The following is an 18342-nucleotide window of genomic DNA, read 5'->3' as shown; positions in this document are numbered from 1 at the left end:
AATTCTTTAATATGAAAATCCATATAGTCTTTGACTATCCCTTCAACTTCAAAATCCTTTTGAATGATGTTTTGCTTTTATTGATCAAATTTTACGATATTTTCTAGTAAGTAATTTATTTGATCTAAAGTTTGCTTATTTAAAATATCTTGCCGATTTTCCAATAGAGCACTAACGCCAAAAATGTTGGCACTGTTTACACTTCGTTCCATTTTTATAAAAAAAGAGCGGAAAACCAAGCAATAGAAAAACCAAATAAGCGGGACGTTTTCCTTCGGTATATGGCTGTATATCGCGACTACCACAATGAGGGCAACTTTCACTTGCTCCAAACTGTTGCTCTAATTCTTGGCTAAAATCTTGGGCAAGTAATGCTTTAGCCTCCTCTGCATAGCTTTCAGGAACTAACAGTCGCACACCACCCAAAGCATTAGAGTAGAGCCAATCCATATTAATAGTATGTTCATTTTCAATACGTGCTGGAATTTCAGCTGCTTCTAATTGCGTTTTGGCAATCTGAGCCTCGTAAGGGAATGAATATGTTTCAGCGACCACCCATTGCATAAGAACACCTAACAGAAATAAAAATGGATTTTAAGCTCAATTCATTTCACTGTATATTGCATAAATTTATTCAGTTGATGCTTCCATTTTTCAAGTTATAACGAAGGAAAGAAAATTTCATAAAAATAAGGAAATATGTTGGAGGATAGATAGGTTTTAAAGCAGTGCATTTTATCTATTTCCGTTAAATGTCATTTTTCTTTCTATTCTGCCTAAATAACCAATAACTATAGTTAGTCTTAACTCTATCCTACTTTGCTATATTTTGATGAGGAAGTGAAACAGCAAAATTTATATCTTATTCTTACTATTTATTATTTTTATCCACGCATAAAAAAACACCCCGCTCTCGTTAAAGATCGGGGTGTTTTAGATTTAAAAGCTGGCGATGACTTACTCTCACATGGGTAACCCCACACTACCATCAGCGCTAAGAGGTTTCACTTCTGAGTTCGGGAAGGGATCAGGTGGTTCACTCTTGCTATTGTCGCCAGCAAACTGTTATGGACTTGTTCGGGTCTTATTTAAATGCCTTACTTCGTACCAAATGAGTTTAACAGAACATTTGAGTTGAATAGTTTAACTAGCTTTACAACTAAATCAAGTATGTTTGATCTTTTATGAATCAAATGATGCTTCATATACAACTGCTTGGGTGTTGTATAGTCAAGCCTCACGAGCAATTAGTATTGGTCAGCTTCATGCGTCACCGCACTTCCACATCCAACCTATCAACGTCGTAGTCTTCAACGGCTCTTTAGAGGACATAAAGTCCTAGGGAAATCTTATCTTGAGGTAGGCTTCCCGCTTAGATGCTTTCAGCGGTTATCCCTTCCGAACATAGCTACCCGGCGATGCGACTGGCGTCACAACCGGTACACCAGAGGTTCGTCCACTCTGGTCCTCTCGTACTAGGAGCAGATCCTCTCAAATTTCCAACGCCCACGGTAGATAGGGACCGAACTGTCTCACGACGTTCTAAACCCAGCTCGCGTACCTCTTTAAATGGCGAACAGCCATACCCTTGGGACCTGCTTCAGCCCCAGGATGAGATGAGCCGACATCGAGGTGCCAAACACCGCCGTCGATATGAACTCTTGGGCGGTATCAGCCTGTTATCCCCAGAGTACCTTTTATCCGTTGAGCGATGGCCCTTCCATACAGAACCACCGGATCACTAAGACCTACTTTCGTACCTGCTCGACTTGTGGGTCTCGCAGTTAAGCGCGCTTTTGCCTTTATACTCTACGCGTGATTTCCGACCACGCTGAGCGCACCTTCGTACTCCTCCGTTACTCTTTAGGAGGAGACCGCCCCAGTCAAACTACCCACCAGACATGGTCCTCGTCCCGGATAACGGGACAGAGTTAGAACCTCAATATTACCAGGGTGGTATTTCAAGGATGGCTCCATAGCAACTGGCGTCACTACTTCAAAGCCTCCCACCTATCCTACACAAGTAAGATCAAAGTTCAATGTCAAGCTGCAGTAAAGGTTCACGGGGTCTTTCCGTCTAGCCGCGGGTACACCGCATCTTCACGGCGATTTCGATTTCACTGAGCCTCTGCTGGAGACAGCGCCCCCATCATTATGCCATTCGTGCAGGTCGGAACTTACCCGACAAGGAATTTCGCTACCTTAGGACCGTTATAGTTACGGCCGCCGTTTACTGGGGCTTCGATCAAGAGCTTCGCTTACGCTAACCCCATCAATTAACCTTCCAGCACCGGGCAGGCATCACACCCTATACGTCCACTTTCGTGTTTGCAGAGTGCTATGTTTTTAATAAACAGTTGCAGGGGCCTGGTTTCTGTGGCTGCCAATAGCTCAAGGAGCAAGTCCTATCACCGTCAGCAGCGTACCTTCTCCCGAAGTTACGGTACCATTTTGCCTAGTTCCTTCAGCAGAGTTCTCTCAAGCGCTTTGGTCTACTCGACCTGACCACCTGTGTCGGTTTAGGGTACGATTCCTGTGTAACTGAAGCTTAGAGACTTTTCCTGGAAGCATAGTATCAGCCACTTCGCTAGTAAACTAGCTTGCTATCAGCTCTCAGCATAGAGCACCCCGGATTTGCCTAAGATGCATGCCTACTGCCTTTCACCTGGACAACCAACGCCAGGCTGACTTAACTTTCTCCGTCCTCTCATCGCATTACACAGAAGTATTGGAATATTAACCAATTTCCCATCGACTACGCCTCTCGGCCTCGCCTTAGGGGTCGACTCACCCAGCCCCGATTAACGTTGGACTGGAACCCTTGGTCTTTCAGCGAACGGGTTTTTCACCCGTTTTGTCGTTACTCACGTCAGCATTCGCACTTCTGATACCTCCAGCATACTTCTCAATACACCTTCATCGGCTTACAGAACGCTCCCCTACCACGTGCACATAGTGCACATCCGCAGCTTCGGCATATAGTTTTAGCCCCGTTACATCTTCCGCGCAGGCCGACTCGACTAGTGAGCTATTACGCTTTCTTTAAAGGGTGGCTGCTTCTAAGCCAACCTCCTAGCTGTCTATGCCTTCCCACATCGTTTCCCACTTAACTATAATTTGGGGGCCTTAGCTGGCGGTCTGGATTGTTTTCCTCTTGACTACGGACGTTAGCACCCGCAGTCTGTCTCCCGGATAGTACTCATAGGTATTCGGAGTTTGCATCGGTTTGGTAAGTCGGGATGACCCCCTAGCCGAAACAGTGCTCTACCCCCTATGGTATTCGTCCGAGGCGCTACCTAAATAGCTTTCGGGGAGAACCAGCTATCACCGAGTTTGATTAGCCTTTCACCCCTATCCACAAGTCATCCCCTGGCTTTTCAACGACAGTGGGTTCGGTCCTCCAGTTAGTGTTACCCAACCTTCAACCTGCTCATGGATAGATCACCCGGTTTCGGGTCTATACCCAGCAACTAAACGCCCTATTAAGACTCGATTTCTCTACGGCTCCCCTATACGGTTAACCTTGCTACTGAATATAAGTCGCTGACCCATTATACAAAAGGTACGCAGTCACCGAACAAGTCGGCTCCCACTGCTTGTATGCATGCGGTTTCAGGATCTATTTCACTCCCCTCACAGGGGTTCTTTTCGCCTTTCCCTCACGGTACTGGTTCACTATCGGTCAGTCAGGAGTATTTAGCCTTGGAGGATGGTCCCCCCATATTCAGACAAGGTTTCACGTGCCTCGCCCTACTCGTCATCATTATATGTGCCCTTTCGTGTACGGGACTATCACCCTCTACGGTAGCACTTCCCAGAGCTTTCCGCTAAAACACATATAACTTAATGGGCTGATCCCCGTTCGCTCGCCGCTACTGAGGGAATCTCAATTGATTTCTTTTCCTAAGGGTACTGAGATGTTTCACTTCCCCTCGTTCGCCTCGCATGACTATGTATTCATCATGCGATACCTACCTTATGGTAAGTGGGTTTCCCCATTCAGAAATCTCCGGATCACAGGATATTTGCCGCCTCCCCGAAGCTTATCGCAGGCTATTACGTCTTTCATCGCCTCTGACTGCCAAGGCATCCACCACATGCACTTAATTACTTGACTATACAACCCCAAACAGTCGTTAATCCCTACAAGGAGGATCAACAATGTGAACTTAATCACTTCTATTTGTTGCCTGTGAATTTAATCACTATACAGCTTCAATTTAATTCATATACCAAAACGCTTGATTCAGTTTTATCGCTAGTGCTCATTTCATTCAACATTAACAATTACTTGCTAACATCAACTAAAACGAGTTTAAACAATTATTTCAACTCAAATATATTCTGTTAATGATTCACTACCGCCTCGTCAGCGAGTAGTTAACTGTGATAAATCACAGAACTTAATAAGCTATCGGCTTACTAAGTTCTGTAATCACTTAGTCTTTAATTAGTGGTGGAGACTAACGGAGTCGAACCGTTGACCTCCTGCGTGCAAAGCAGGCGCTCTACCAACTAAGCTAAGTCCCCAGCTTAAGATCTTAATATATCTGCTCTTCTGTGTTCAGTAGACTTGGTGGGTCTGACAAGACTTGAACTTGTGACCCCACGCTTATCAAGCGTGTGCTCTAACCAACTGAGCTACAGACCCTCAGATACATCAATGAAGAACAACTTGTTGTGGATTCTTACCAATCGTCAATCTTTCGTTAAGGAGGTGATCCAGCCGCAGGTTCCCCTACGGCTACCTTGTTACGACTTCACCCCAGTCATCGGCCACACCGTGGTAAGCGTCCTCCTTACGGTTAGACTACCTACTTCTGGTGCAACAAACTCCCATGGTGTGACGGGCGGTGTGTACAAGGCCCGGGAACGTATTCACCGCGGCATTCTGATCCGCGATTACTAGCGATTCCGACTTCATGGAGTCGAGTTGCAGACTCCAATCCGGACTACGATCGGCTTTTTGAGATTAGCATCCTATCGCTAGGTAGCAACCCTTTGTACCGACCATTGTAGCACGTGTGTAGCCCTGGTCGTAAGGGCCATGATGACTTGACGTCGTCCCCGCCTTCCTCCAGTTTGTCACTGGCAGTATCCTTAAAGTTCCCACCCGAAGTGCTGGCAAATAAGGAAAAGGGTTGCGCTCGTTGCGGGACTTAACCCAACATCTCACGACACGAGCTGACGACAGCCATGCAGCACCTGTATGTAAGTTCCCGAAGGCACCAATCCATCTCTGGAAAGTTCTTACTATGTCAAGACCAGGTAAGGTTCTTCGCGTTGCATCGAATTAAACCACATGCTCCACCGCTTGTGCGGGCCCCCGTCAATTCATTTGAGTTTTAGTCTTGCGACCGTACTCCCCAGGCGGTCTACTTATCGCGTTAGCTGCGCCACTAAAGCCTCAAAGGCCCCAACGGCTAGTAGACATCGTTTACGGCATGGACTACCAGGGTATCTAATCCTGTTTGCTCCCCATGCTTTCGTACCTCAGCGTCAGTATTAGGCCAGATGGCTGCCTTCGCCATCGGTATTCCTCCAGATCTCTACGCATTTCACCGCTACACCTGGAATTCTACCATCCTCTCCCATACTCTAGCTTCCCAGTATCGAATGCAATTCCCAAGTTAAGCTCGGGGATTTCACATCCGACTTAAAAAGCCGCCTACGCACGCTTTACGCCCAGTAAATCCGATTAACGCTCGCACCCTCTGTATTACCGCGGCTGCTGGCACAGAGTTAGCCGGTGCTTATTCTGCGAGTAACGTCCACTCTTCTTGGGTATTAACCAAGAGAGCCTCCTCCTCGCTTAAAGTGCTTTACAACCATAAGGCCTTCTTCACACACGCGGCATGGCTGGATCAGGGTTCCCCCCATTGTCCAATATTCCCCACTGCTGCCTCCCGTAGGAGTCTGGGCCGTGTCTCAGTCCCAGTGTGGCGGATCATCCTCTCAGACCCGCTACAGATCGTCGCCTTGGTAGGCCTTTACCCCACCAACTAGCTAATCCGACTTAGGCTCATCTATTAACGCAAGGTCACAAGTGATCCCCTGCTTTCCCCCGTAGGGCGTATGCGGTATTAGCATCCCTTTCGAGATGTTGTCCCCCATTAATAGGCAGATTCCTAAGTATTACTCACCCGTCCGCCGCTAGGTCAGTTACCGAAGCAACATCCCCCGCTCGACTTGCATGTGTTAAGCCTGCCGCCAGCGTTCAATCTGAGCCATGATCAAACTCTTCAGTTAAAAATCATTAGTGACTTAAGGTCACAATTCTGGCTCATCAATGTACTGACAAATTCTCTCAAATAAACTTCGAGTAATTTAAACCAATCAATCAATGATAATATTTCGATCAATCAATCAGTAAAAATCCACACAAGTTGTTCTTCATATTCTCTTAATGATTAATTTATCACTTCGTCAGTGATAAATAAGACGCAATAAACATTTAACAACTTAACCCTCTAAGCTAAGTTCGTTTGCTGTATCGCGTCGGGATGCTGCGTATTCTATACAGATTTTAAACCAGCGCAAGCCCTATTTTCAACAAAATGCATCGTGTGATTATTTTTTAATCTAAATATTCAAAAAACCGCATAATTCACCTATTTTTTAGGCATTTTTGAGAAATTCAGCTTAAAAGCAACCTATATCTATTCAAAATAATCACCAGAAGATTGTGCATGTAGAAACGCAGGAATTAATCCTGTTAATGCTGCACGTATATCAGCACGTTCATTAATCAATTGATGCGAGCCTTCTTCAAGAATCAATAAGGTCTGTAATCTAAATTGTCGACGTACAAAATCAATATTATATTTCCAGTCTACAGTTTGATCTTGTGCACCTTGTGCCAACCAAACCGGAATGCGGCACTTTGGATAGGCTTCCATTTCCAGCATCCACTTTGACATTGCCAAAATCCAATCCATTCCCATCATTCGAGGTTGCAAAGGGTCTTTAAGGCGTACAAATCTTAAAAACTCTGGATTGTGATTATTTCTTTTAAAGTGACGAGGAACTTCTCTTTTAATTCTGCGAATAATTCCTAAACCAATAGAATTATGCCACCACGCTGTTTTTGCAGGTCGGACCAATGGTGAAAGCAGCAATACCCGATCCACAATTGGATTTTCACGTTTTTGTGCATACTCAAGTAAATGATGCATCCAAATTGCACCACCTGTACTTTGCCCCACTCCCAACCACGGCTTAGGAAGCTGCTCTGCATTTTTTACATATTGATAGACCGCATGTAACACTTGTTGATAATGGTCAAAGTTTTGAATATTTGCAGGCGAACCATTACTCAGCCCATGCCCTGGTAAATCATAAGTAATCACACTAAACCCTTGTTCAAGGATTTCTTTCACAATCGGTTGGTAAATACCACTATGTTCTAAATAGCCATGCAACAAACATACAGTGCCTTTTATTTTATCTATATTGGGTTTAAATACTTGCACATGCAGTTTAAACAACGGCATATCAATAAAACCTTGCCATTGCACACAGTCCAGTTGATCAAAACCATAAAGACGTTGATAAGATTTTATTTCTTTATTTGGAATATATTCACGATTTAAGTTTAAGGCTTCTAATAGTTGTGGTGTTGTATCTCGACTTGGTATAGGTAAGTCAAGTTGCTTTAGAATTGTTGGATTTAAAAATGGAATATCTGCCATTAAGGCACCTCTCTACAGCCACTCGAACCAAACAACATATCTCGGATCGTTGCTAAAGTTTCATAATTGGCTCTACGACTATGATCATAATTTTGTTTGCTAGGCTGCCATGCTGTTAATTGAGTTGGCATGGGTGCATTGACAGGAATTGTTTCGATCCCATTTAATGCAAATAAACGACGCGTTCTTGGCATATGGTAACGATCGGTAATTAATAAGACTGTAGGTGCACCACCTTTCTTCTGTAAAAGCAATGAGCTGAAGCGTGTATTTTCACAGGTGTTCATGCTTCTATTTTCTAATAGTTTTGCTTGTACACCGCGCTCAGATAACCATTTTTGCATATAGGGTGCTTCTACACCACTCAGCACAATAGGAAGTTTAACTTTCTCTTCTAAGGCTAAGGTTGTTTCAAGTCTTAGTTTGGTATAGTCATTCACAATAATGTCTTTTTGATTTTTATCTAAAGTTAGACCACCGCCCAAGACTACAATTGCATAAGGTTGACTGATTGGCTTCGGTTGTTCACTGGTTTTGATCGGCAAACTTTCAAGATCTTCTTGTACTTGTGAACTGGACAATTCATTTGCCAATGTGTGTGAATTTTCTTGAAGTAATTTTTCATCAATTTTATGTTTTTTTAAGAATGTTAAATATTCATCCATTAAAGCCTTATTGTCTTCACTATTTAAATCCAATAAGTTTTTAACCACATCGTTCGATTGATTCTCAACAACCTCTGATGCAGCATGTTCAGACACCAATGGAATTACCGGTTTGTTTTGTTCTTCATCATCATTTTTTTGATCTTCAGCAATTTTTTCTTGCAAGGCTTTATATCGTAACTGGAGTAGCATTAAATCCTGAGCATTTTTACTCTTAATGGCTTCATCCATCAGCTTAAGATAGGCTTGTCGAGCAATCCATAAATCAGAACCAGGTTCTAAATTTTCAGCCTCCGAAAGCGCAGCATTTTGCTGGCTCTTTGCTGCCACCTGATTGACTTCAACTGGAACAATGCTATTCAGGATTTTAACCATCATTGTCGAATAAAATGGCGTGTACCAAAAAACGACCAAACAGCCGAATAATACAAATAATATGGCAATTATTCGTAGAAATCTGACCATCCAATGCGGTTTGACCATATATTTACTCAATTTAATGGTTTTCGATTAACCCTAGTTCATTATAAAGCACAGGTTCAGGCTCTAAGTGCACACCAAACTTCTCAAAAACATCTTTTTGTACTGCCTGATATGTTGCGCGTACATCTGTCAATGTTGCATCGGCATAATTCACCAATACCAACGCTTGTTTATGAAACATTCCCACTTGATTAAGCTGTTTACCTTTCCAACCTGATTGATCAATCAACCAACCCGCTGCAATTTTAACGTGATTCCCTGCTTGAGGATAATGTGGAATATTAGGGAATTTTGCAATTAATTGTGAAAACTCTTGTTGCTTAATAATCGGATTTTTAAAGAAACTTCCCACGTTTGGATATTCTTTTGGGTCTGGGAGTTTACTTTGACGAATATGAATCACTTGCTTTTGTAAGTTTTCAGCACTCATATCATCCATCATTGCATCTTTTAAATCCCCATAATTTACTTTTAAATCAGCATGTTTAAGTAATTTAAAAATCACATGGGTAATCACATAACGATCTGGATCATCTTTAAAAATACTGTGTCGATAAGAAAAATGGCAATCTTGTGCTTGAATTGAAAGTGTCTGTGCTGATTGACGATCGTAGACTTCTACAGATTGAATAAATTCACCGACTTCAACACCATACGCGCCAATATTTTGCACAGGCGATGCGCCGACTAAGCCCGGAATCAAAGCCAAGTTCTGTAAACCATAAAGTTGTTGCGCTGTCGTCCATAATACAAAGTCATGCCAAACTTGCCCTGCACCCACTTTGATTGTTTTACTTTCGGCATCTTCACTTAAAAATTCAATACCGTGTATATCTATAGCAACTACAAGCGCATGAATATGCTCAGGCAGCATCATATTGCTGCCCCCTGAAAGCAGTAAAACGTTTAAATCGTGTGCTTTAGAAAACTGCAACGCTTGTTGAAGATCTACGATAGATTGTATTTTGACATAATGTGATGCAATCGAGTTCAAACTCAATGTATTAAAGGGTTTGAGCTGAACCTGTGATTCAATATTCATAACTTAAATTTATTTCCTAAAAATATTTCAATCACTTGCATTAAAACTGTTGTTGAAACACATGTACCCAAGCCAAACTGCTTGATTCACACTGATCAAGTACACGTTCAAATCCATCAGCTTCACCATAATAAGGATCTGGAAGCGCCTGTTGTGGATAAACGCGATCATGCTCACTCATTAAAGCAATTTTAGCTTTGATTTGAGCAAGACCAAATTGGCTGATGGCTTGGTTATACACATGCTGGATATCCGCAAAATTCTGATGATCCATGGCAAGAATCAAATCAAACTCTAAAAAGTCTTGTATTTTTAATTGTCTAGCACGTAATCCAGAAAGATCATAGCCTCTTTTTATTGCATGTTTTTGACTGCGACTATCGGGTGATTTATTTGGATGATAATTGCTCGTTCCAGCGGAATCCACAACTACATTTAATCGTTTTTCATCACAATAGTGTCGTAAAACCACCTCTGCTGTGGGTGAACGACAAATATTTCCTAAGCACACACATAAAACTTTGTATGGCATTTTGGATGACATAACAACCTCAAATGATCATTTCTTTTATAAAGTCTTATGTTAAGTTATTTAGCAGGCGAATCCTATAGAACCTTAAAACAATAATGTTTAATTTGTGATGATAGATTAAGGATAATACATATGAGTCATTTTCAATTCCAAACTGTAGCCAATATTATTTCAGGTTTAGGATCAATCCAAGAACTCAGCACAGTATTAGGCAATCAATACCACAAAGCATTAATCGTGACAGATGCAGGCATGATTCAACACGCACTGCATTTGCCGCTATTAAAAATTTTAGCGCAATGCAATTTAGACTATGAAATTTATGCCGATGTACAGGCAGACCCAGCAGAGCAGATTGTTTTATCGGCAGTTCAATTTGCCAAAGACAATCAAGTAGATGTGGTGATTGGCTTTGGTGGTGGTAGCTCTATGGATGTTGCTAAACTCATCGCGATATTGGCAAATCCAAAGCAATCACAAAGTATTCAGGAAATCTATGGAGTCAATAATGTCAAAGGCCCTCGCCTTCCTTTAATTCTTATTCCAACCACAGCGGGCACAGGCTCTGAAGTCACCCCCATTTCAATTGTCACTACAGGTGAAACCACCAAAACAGGTATCGTTTCCCCCATTTTATATGCCGATGTGGCAATTCTAGATGCAACATTTACCTCAGGCCTACCTGCACATATCACAGCAGCAACAGGCATAGATGCGATGGTGCATGCCATTGAAGCCTATACCTCTAAAATTAAAAAGAATTTTTATGCAGACATGCTTGCTAAACAAGCCCTTAAACTTTTAAATAAAAATTTAAAATTGGTCCTAGCGGATGGTACAAATTTAGCAGCTCGTCAAAATATGCTGGTTGGCTCTATGCTTGCAGGGCAGGCTTTTGCCAACGCTCCTGTAGGTGCTGTACACGCTTTAGCATACCCCTTAGGTGGTCATTTTCATTTATCACATGGACATACTAATGCTTTGGTTTTATTGGAAGTGTTAAAATTCAATGCGCCTGATGCAAAAGCACTTTATGCAGAGTTAATGCAATGGCTTGATCCTTATAGTAAAGGCAGTACAGAAGGCTTATGTGACTTATTTATTGATCATATGCAGAGACACTTAGATCACAGTGGTTTGACTTTGAAATTACGCGATTTAAATGTACACGAGCAGCAACTGGATAGATTGGCATCCGATGCAATGCTACAAACCCGTCTTTTACAAAATAATCCGAGGCCTCTACTCCACGCAGATGCATTAAAAATTTATCAGGCGATTTATTAAAATTTATCAACATTGATCATGCACTGATTTATTGAATACGCTTTTAAATAGACTTCTTTCATAAATCCTTTTTAAAAGCATAAATCAACATAAAAGCGCCCTCATCCTGGCCTTCTTCCAGTAGGAGAAGGCTCTTTCTATACCAATACGACTCACTCCACATGATCATTTTCTGATTTATGAAAAATCTTGAATAAACATGAAGTACAATTGAGACATACTCGCTGAGTGTTTTATTTAAAAGTATAAAGATATCTATCATATGACCTATAATTTGTGTTTGAAATATGCGACCTGCATCAGATCAAATCGACCTAAATTTTGAACAAAACTTATAATCTTGTAAAAATACAGCATTAAAATTAAACTTGATTATTCTCAAAATATGAAAAAAACCATCTTATTGCGTCGTTTTGTTATATTTTTTAATCAATCGAACTTAAAGTTTTTTTAAAGATTTTATTTAAAAATGATTAATTATCAAACTATTAACCCATTAAACGTTTATTTTATGACTAGCTAGTAATTAGTTTTTATTTAATTTTTATTTAATTTTTAAAATAATTACTCTAAAATCGCGACAGATCTTAATCGGAAAATTAAGACAACTAGTATTGGAAAATGATTCTATGAAAAAACTTACATTAGCAATTCTGCCATTAGCAGCATTTGGATTAAGCAACGTTTCTCACGCAGCAACTTCAGATGGTAAAACTTTTGGTGTTTCTGCTGGTTGGTTACATGTTATGCCTCAAAGTAAAGGACAAGGCGTAAATGGTAAAACTGGTAATAGTCCTTATTTAGGTCCATTGGCGAATATACAAGCCAATAACCCAGATGCAGGCTTTGAAGTACAAAATGCAGATACAGCAGGCTTAATGCTTGATTATTTTGTCAATGACAATGTTTCGCTTGAATTAACTTTAGGCGCTCCTCCTGAAATGGAGCTTGCTGGTAAAGGTAGCATTAAAGTTCATGGTGTTACTGTCGTTGATCTAAATAAATTTGATAAAGCTGCAACAACAGATGCTTATACACCAACGCTTTCTGGTCGTTATCACTTTGGTTCAATCAACAACAAGATCCGTCCTTATGTAGGTGCAGGCTTGATGTATGCTCATTTCTCAAATGTTGAGACTGATTCAGCAATCAATGATGCATTAAAAGCCAATCCTTTACTTGGTCGATACAATCCAGAACTAGGTAAAGTTAAAGTTGATGACGCGTTTGCACCTGTTGCAATCCTTGGCGCAGATTTCAATATCAACAAAAATTGGTATGCAACTGCTTCTGTTTCATATGCGCATTTAACAACAAAAGCAAAATTAAATGTTAATGGTACAACGCCAGCTGGACAAACCACTTTAATTTCAGGCCAAAGCAGCATTGAGATTAAACCAATCGTGACTTATTTAGGTCTTGGTTATCGTTTCTAATCAATTTGGACTGAATCAGTTCTAAATTGCAAAAGCTCATTAGGTTAGACTTAATGAGCTTTTTTATTGCATACACTTGATTATAAATGTTTAACTAAAACACTTGTAAACAAGTGCAAAATTCATCTATAAAGTTACTTGTTTATAAAATCTTGAAAAGCATTGACTTGGTGATTGATCACAAAAAAGCGCTGTTAATTTTTTATCTATTTGAATGAATAATCCAAATGAAACCAGAAATAAAATTACGTACCCAATATTCCTTTATCTTCCCTATCCAAACACGTTGGGCAGACAACGATATTTATGGTCATGTGAATAATGTGACTTATTATAGTTATTTTGATACTGCGGCAAATGCGCTCCTGATCCAAAAAACAGACTTTGATATACACCATTCACCCATCATTGGCTTGGTGGTAAATTCTTCATGTCATTTTCTCGAAGAACTCACCTATCCAGAAATTATTGAGGTTGGGGTCGCCATTGCAAAAATTGGTAATTCATCACTGAGCTATGATCTGGCTATTTTCAAACAGGGTAAAACTGAAGCTTCAGCACAAGGTCAATTTGTGCATGTATTTGTTGAGCGTGAGACAAAGAAAAGCACCCCGATTCCACAAAAAATGCGAGATGCTTTGCAAGACTATATACTTTAAGGTTAAAGCTAAAAATCGACGCTCAAAATAGCTTAAAACCGACACCCTAAAAATAAAACATCATTTTAAGCCAAGGTATTTTGATCCCAAAAAGCCTGACTCACTTCAGGCATTTGATTTAACATTTCAATAATCGGCTGAATTTCTTTTTCCTCAACGGAGTTCGCAATCAAAATCGCCTTAATCTCCACATCTTGCTCACCAAACGGTTCTACATCAAAATCTTTAGCAGGAAAATGATAACGCTTTAAAGCTTTATTCAGCTCATCCATAACATATTTACTGTGCTCTTTTTGACAAACCACATAAATTTCATGTTGCATTTCCGAATCAACATTTAAAGGTTTACGGTCGATAATATGCCCAATAGGACGTAATAAAGTATTGGCTGCCAAAATAAATATCGTCGCTAATATTGCTTCCACCAAACGGTCACAACCTGCCGCAGCACCGACAGCAGCAGAACACCACAAGGTTGCAGCAGTATTGAGCCCTTGAATATTCCCTTCTTGGCGCATGATTACCCCTGCGCCAAGAAATCCAATGCCAGAAACCACATAAGCAATCACCCGTACTGAACCATCAGCACCTGTTAAGTTATTGGCAATATCAACAAATATAGCAGCGCCAAGTGCGACTAATACATTGGTTCTTAAACCTGCTGTACGCTGCCTATACTGTCGCTCAAACCCGATCAATCCCCCTAAAATAAAAGCGCCAAGTAAACTAATCAAGGTATCTAGCATATTCGCTAATTCTAGATGTTGCATGAATTGGAGTTGCATTGGAGTTCTCCATTACCACCCGTAACGACGGATGTAAATTTTTTTCATCAGTTGCACAACCAGCATGTAGCCAAGCAAGATGAAAGGTAAAAATAAGAAATAAGTTAATGGTAAAGCTTGTAATTTTAAGTACTCAGCAAAAGGCCCCATTGGTAAGAAAATACCAGCAGCCACAATGACCAAAGTCATGACCATCAAAGGCATTGCCGCACGACTTTGAATAAATGGTATTTTTTCTGTACGAATCATATGCACAATAATCGTTTGTGTTAATAATCCGACGACAAACCAACCTGACTGAAACAAGGTTTGCTGTTCTGGTGAATTTGCATGAAATACAAACCACATCAGAGCAAAGGTCAAAATGTCAAAGATCGAACTGAGTGGCCCAAAGAAAATCATAAAACGTCCAATTTCATTTGGTTTCCAGCTTTGCGGTTTTTCAATCAACTCATCATCAACATTGTCAAATGGAATGGCGATTTGTGATACATCATAAAGTAAGTTCTGTACCAGCAAATGAATCGGTAGCATCGGTAAAAACGGAATAAAAGCACTAGCTACTAATACCGAAAAAACATTACCAAAATTTGAACTTGCCGTCATTTTGATATATTTCAGCATATTGGCAAATGTACGTCGTCCCTCTAGCACGCCTTCTTCAAGCACCATTAAACTTTTTTCAAGTAAAATTAAATCTGCTGATTCTTTGGCAATATCCACTGCGGTATCAACCGAAATTCCAATATCAGCACTGCGTATCGCAGCCGCATCATTGATTCCATCGCCTAGGAATCCAACCACATGTCCATTCTCTTTCAGCTGCATCACTATACGTTCTTTGTGAACTGGGCTTAACTTGGCAAATACCTGTGTATGTTCAACGGCAAATTTTAGTTCTTCATCAGTCATATTCTCAACATGCCCACCTAAAAGAACATGTTCACAGTCCAGACCAAGTTCTTTGCAGACCTTTTGAGTAACAAACTCATTATCACCAGTAAGCACTTTGACATTGACGCCATGCGCTGCCAATTGAGCTAAAGCAGGTGCAGCAGACTTTTTAGGTGGATCCAAGAAAGTTAGATATCCAGTTAAAATCAAATTACTTTCATCTGCGACAGAAAAGTCATCTGATCTACCACTAAAATCTCGATACGCGATGGCAATAACACGTAAACCTTCAAGATTAAATTGGCGTATTTTTTCTTGAATCGCCTCAAGATGGTCTGGTGTTAATAGCTCAATCTTGTCATTTATCTCTACGTGCGAACAGACTTTCAACATTTCCTCTGCCGCACCTTTAGTGATAATGCGTGCATTACCCTGCAAGGTTCTGACTACTACTGACATACGTCGACGCACAAAATCAAACGGTACTTCATCAAGCTTCTTAAATTTAAAATTTAGATCTTGCAAGTCTTGTGCAGCATGGTCCAAAATTGCAGCATCCAGTAAATTTTTCAGCCCTCTTTGGTAATAGCTATTTAAGTAAGCTTGTACCAGTACGCGTTGTGATGTCTTGCCATTTACATCGACATGTTGTGATAAACAAATTTTATCTTCAGTCAAGGTACCTGTTTTATCAGTGCATAAAACATCCATTGCGCCAAAATTTTGAATCGCATCTAAACGTTTAACGATAACTTTTTTACGAGATAAAAATACTGCACCTTTGGCCAATGTTGAGGTCACGATCATCGGTAACATTTCAGGTGTTAAACCCACAGCAACAGATAAAGCAAACAGCAATGCTTCACTCCAATCGCCTTTGGTAAAGCCATTGATAAATAATACAACTGGTGCCATGATCAACATAAATCGAATCAATAGCCAACTGACTTTATTTACCCCCATTTGAAATGAAGTCGTTGCACGATCTGCATGGGATACTCGGTGTGCCAATGCCCCAAAATAGGTTTGTGTCCCAGTATTTACCACCACTGCTTTTGCAGAACCAGACACAATATTGGTTCCCATAAAAACAATATTTTCCAGTTCCAATGCATTTTGCAGGGTGTGATCTTTTTGATCAGCAAACTTTTCTACAGGAATAGATTCACCTGTCATTGACGCTTGTGAAACAAACAGATCTTTTGCAAAGATAATTCGACAATCCGCAGGGATCATATCTCCAGCAGACAATAAAATGATGTCACCAGGAACCAAATCTTGGATCGCAAGTTCAACCTGTTGAGATCCTTGATCTAGGTCATATTGCAAGGTTTCAAGGTCTGGATCATCCCAATCAACTTGACGAATCACAGTAGCTGTATTACTTACCATTGCTTTTAATGCAGCGGCTGCTTTATTTGACTTAAATTCTTGCCAATAGCGCAGTACCGTAGAAAGTACAACCATGGTTGTAATAATGATTGTGCCTTCTATATCGTCGGTAAAGAAAGCCACCAAAGCCAAAATGGTAAGTAAAATATTAAATGGATTACGATAGGCATACCAAAGATGCTTCCACCACGGCAGTGGTTTTTCATGCGCAAGCTCATTTAATCCAAATTGTTCTTGTCGTTGTTCAACCTGCTTTGCTGACAAGCCTTGCTCTGTTGTATTTAAATGATTAAGCAATTGCTCTGAAGCTACATAGGAAGCATTGATCAAACTTTGTGAAAGCTTTTTACTAATTTCACTGGCATAACTGGCTTGATGTAATTCTTTAAATGAACGATGACGTTCAAATAAGTGTTGAATATGATATTTTTTGATGAAATTAGAAAATAAACGTTGCCATAGATTATGAAGCATAATGTTCTCCTTTTTTGGCAATAAAGACTTCTTCCTATTGAACAGGAATTGAATTAGATGATTTTTTTATGAGCTTAAAATTGGTGAGAAACTCAGCTCCCAGCCCAAACCAGCGATCATGATGGTGGTCAAATCGATCTGCATAAGCCACTTGGACCCTGACAAAATCTTGAATCAACTCATAACCAAATGCGGTTTGAAAAAATACAGACTGGTGATCTTGATTAAAGATTTCTGCACTGAGCGAAGTTTTAGCATTGATCCAATAATTACTTGAAATTGCAGCTAAAACATACTGAGTATTGCCCTGATGTTCATAGGAGATATTGCCATTTAAAAATAACCGATCATCCAGTAATAAATAAGTTACGGGGAGATTCACTTTCCAACTAGAGTGGTCATCACCATACATATTTCGGCTTATTGTTAAGGATGCGGCAGCGCCCCAACTATTTGACTCCACTGCTTTCAAATTACGTTTGAATTGACCTGATATCACATCATGACGATTCTTATTTTGAACATGATCATCCAGTTGAAAACTTAATTCCAAATTTTTGGCAATGCCACATACTGGAGAAAAACTGGAATTAACCTCCTGATGTTTATAAAAGTTTATATTACTTTCAAAATGGCAAGTATATAGATCAGCAACACTTGCATCATCTGTAATTAATACAGGATCAGCATATGCTGATTTATGAATAATAAGTAATAAAAAGCAGCCCGTAATCAGTACTGTTTCTATCATACAAAGTTGATTGATTACCATCCGTAATCCTCATTGCTGAGGCGGTATGAATCTAAGTGCGCACAAAAACAAGCCAAAATTGAACTGATTAAAGTCAAAATTGAGCTGTTTCACGTCAAAATGGGGATGTAGTTTAAAATCAGATTATAACTGTCTCATTGCAAGACAGCTCTCCTAAAGGCAGTGCTCTCTTGCTCAGATACGAATAATGGCTGTATATAAACTACAGCGCCTCGATGAACAATTTGCCA

General features: G+C 40.3%; 11 protein-coding genes, 2 tRNA genes and 3 rRNA genes. 3 read left to right on the top strand and 13 right to left on the bottom strand.

Annotated elements, in window-relative coordinates; translation table 11 throughout:
- Positions 1 to 171: 171 nt before the first annotated feature.
- The 10 genes from L3V46_RS08655 to L3V46_RS08610 form a co-directional block, all read right to left on the bottom strand.
- Positions 172 to 564 (bottom strand): DUF2007 domain-containing protein, encoded by a 393-nt coding sequence (locus tag L3V46_RS08655; RefSeq protein WP_239045443.1) that lies wholly within the window; start codon positions 562 to 564, stop codon positions 172 to 174.
- 380 nt (positions 565 to 944) lie between these two features.
- A 5S ribosomal RNA gene (gene rrf, locus L3V46_RS08650) occupies positions 945 to 1059 on the bottom strand.
- A gap of 167 nt (positions 1060 to 1226) precedes the next feature.
- A 23S ribosomal RNA gene (locus L3V46_RS08645) occupies positions 1227 to 4117 on the bottom strand.
- 337 nt (positions 4118 to 4454) lie between these two features.
- Positions 4455 to 4530, bottom strand: a tRNA-Ala gene (locus L3V46_RS08640).
- Between the two features lie 44 nt (positions 4531 to 4574).
- A tRNA-Ile gene (locus L3V46_RS08635) sits at positions 4575 to 4651 on the bottom strand.
- A 59-nt stretch (positions 4652 to 4710) separates the two neighbouring features.
- Positions 4711 to 6249: ribosomal RNA gene (locus tag L3V46_RS08630) — 16S ribosomal RNA — on the bottom strand.
- Together the 16S, 23S and 5S rRNA genes with 2 tRNA genes alongside form the textbook arrangement of a ribosomal RNA operon.
- Before the next feature lie 410 nt (positions 6250 to 6659).
- A complete protein-coding gene (locus L3V46_RS08625; RefSeq protein ID WP_004719563.1) occupies positions 6660 to 7691 on the bottom strand; it encodes an alpha/beta hydrolase in 1032 nt (343 codons plus the stop codon).
- Complete coding sequence (locus tag L3V46_RS08620) at positions 7691 to 8839, bottom strand: YdcF family protein (RefSeq protein ID WP_004822257.1); 1149 nt, start codon at positions 8837 to 8839, stop codon at positions 7691 to 7693. The genes L3V46_RS08625 and L3V46_RS08620 overlap by 1 nt, the downstream gene beginning before the upstream one ends.
- 13 nt (positions 8840 to 8852) lie before the next feature.
- A complete protein-coding gene (gene murB / locus L3V46_RS08615; RefSeq protein ID WP_239045442.1) occupies positions 8853 to 9881 on the bottom strand; it encodes a UDP-N-acetylmuramate dehydrogenase in 1029 nt (342 codons plus the stop codon).
- Positions 9882 to 9921: 40 nt separating this feature from the next.
- Positions 9922 to 10425 carry a low molecular weight protein-tyrosine-phosphatase gene (locus L3V46_RS08610; RefSeq protein WP_239045441.1) on the bottom strand — a complete coding sequence of 168 codons (504 nt, stop codon included), beginning with the start codon at positions 10423 to 10425 and terminating at the stop codon, positions 9922 to 9924.
- 120 nt (positions 10426 to 10545) lie between these two features.
- Here L3V46_RS08610 and L3V46_RS08605 point away from each other — a divergent pair, with 120 nt between their 5' ends.
- The 3 genes from L3V46_RS08605 (at position 10546) to L3V46_RS08595 (ending at position 13795) form a co-directional block, all read left to right on the top strand.
- On the top strand, positions 10546 to 11700 hold the full coding sequence (locus L3V46_RS08605) for an iron-containing alcohol dehydrogenase (RefSeq protein WP_004822263.1): 1155 nt from the start codon (positions 10546 to 10548) through the stop codon (positions 11698 to 11700).
- 629 nt (positions 11701 to 12329) lie between these two features.
- Positions 12330 to 13136 (top strand): OmpW family outer membrane protein, encoded by an 807-nt coding sequence (locus L3V46_RS08600; protein WP_004822265.1) that lies wholly within the window; start codon positions 12330 to 12332, stop codon positions 13134 to 13136.
- 227 nt (positions 13137 to 13363) lie between these two features.
- Positions 13364 to 13795, top strand: a complete 432-nt coding sequence (locus L3V46_RS08595; RefSeq protein WP_004822266.1) for a thioesterase family protein — start codon at positions 13364 to 13366, stop codon at positions 13793 to 13795.
- A 65-nt stretch (positions 13796 to 13860) separates the two neighbouring features.
- Here the strand turns inward: L3V46_RS08595 and L3V46_RS08590 are convergent, their stop codons facing one another.
- Genes L3V46_RS08590 through L3V46_RS08580 form a run of 3 tightly spaced genes read right to left on the bottom strand, consistent with a single transcriptional unit; the run spans position 13861 to position 18112 of the window.
- Positions 13861 to 14580, bottom strand: a complete 720-nt coding sequence (locus tag L3V46_RS08590; protein WP_004719550.1) for an MgtC/SapB family protein — start codon at positions 14578 to 14580, stop codon at positions 13861 to 13863.
- Between the two features lie 12 nt (positions 14581 to 14592).
- A complete protein-coding gene (mgtA, locus tag L3V46_RS08585; protein ID WP_239045440.1) occupies positions 14593 to 17340 on the bottom strand; it encodes a magnesium-translocating P-type ATPase in 2748 nt (915 codons plus the stop codon).
- A 34-nt stretch (positions 17341 to 17374) separates the two neighbouring features.
- Positions 17375 to 18112 (bottom strand): hypothetical protein, encoded by a 738-nt coding sequence (locus L3V46_RS08580; RefSeq protein WP_034618334.1) that lies wholly within the window; start codon positions 18110 to 18112, stop codon positions 17375 to 17377.
- Positions 18113 to 18342: the final 230 nt, after the last annotated feature.

Source organism: Acinetobacter sp. AG3 (assembly GCF_022343575.1).
In the GTDB taxonomy this organism is placed as follows: Bacteria; Pseudomonadota; Gammaproteobacteria; order Pseudomonadales; family Moraxellaceae; genus Acinetobacter; species Acinetobacter guillouiae.
This window is presented reverse-complemented; position numbering and strand designations above follow the sequence as displayed.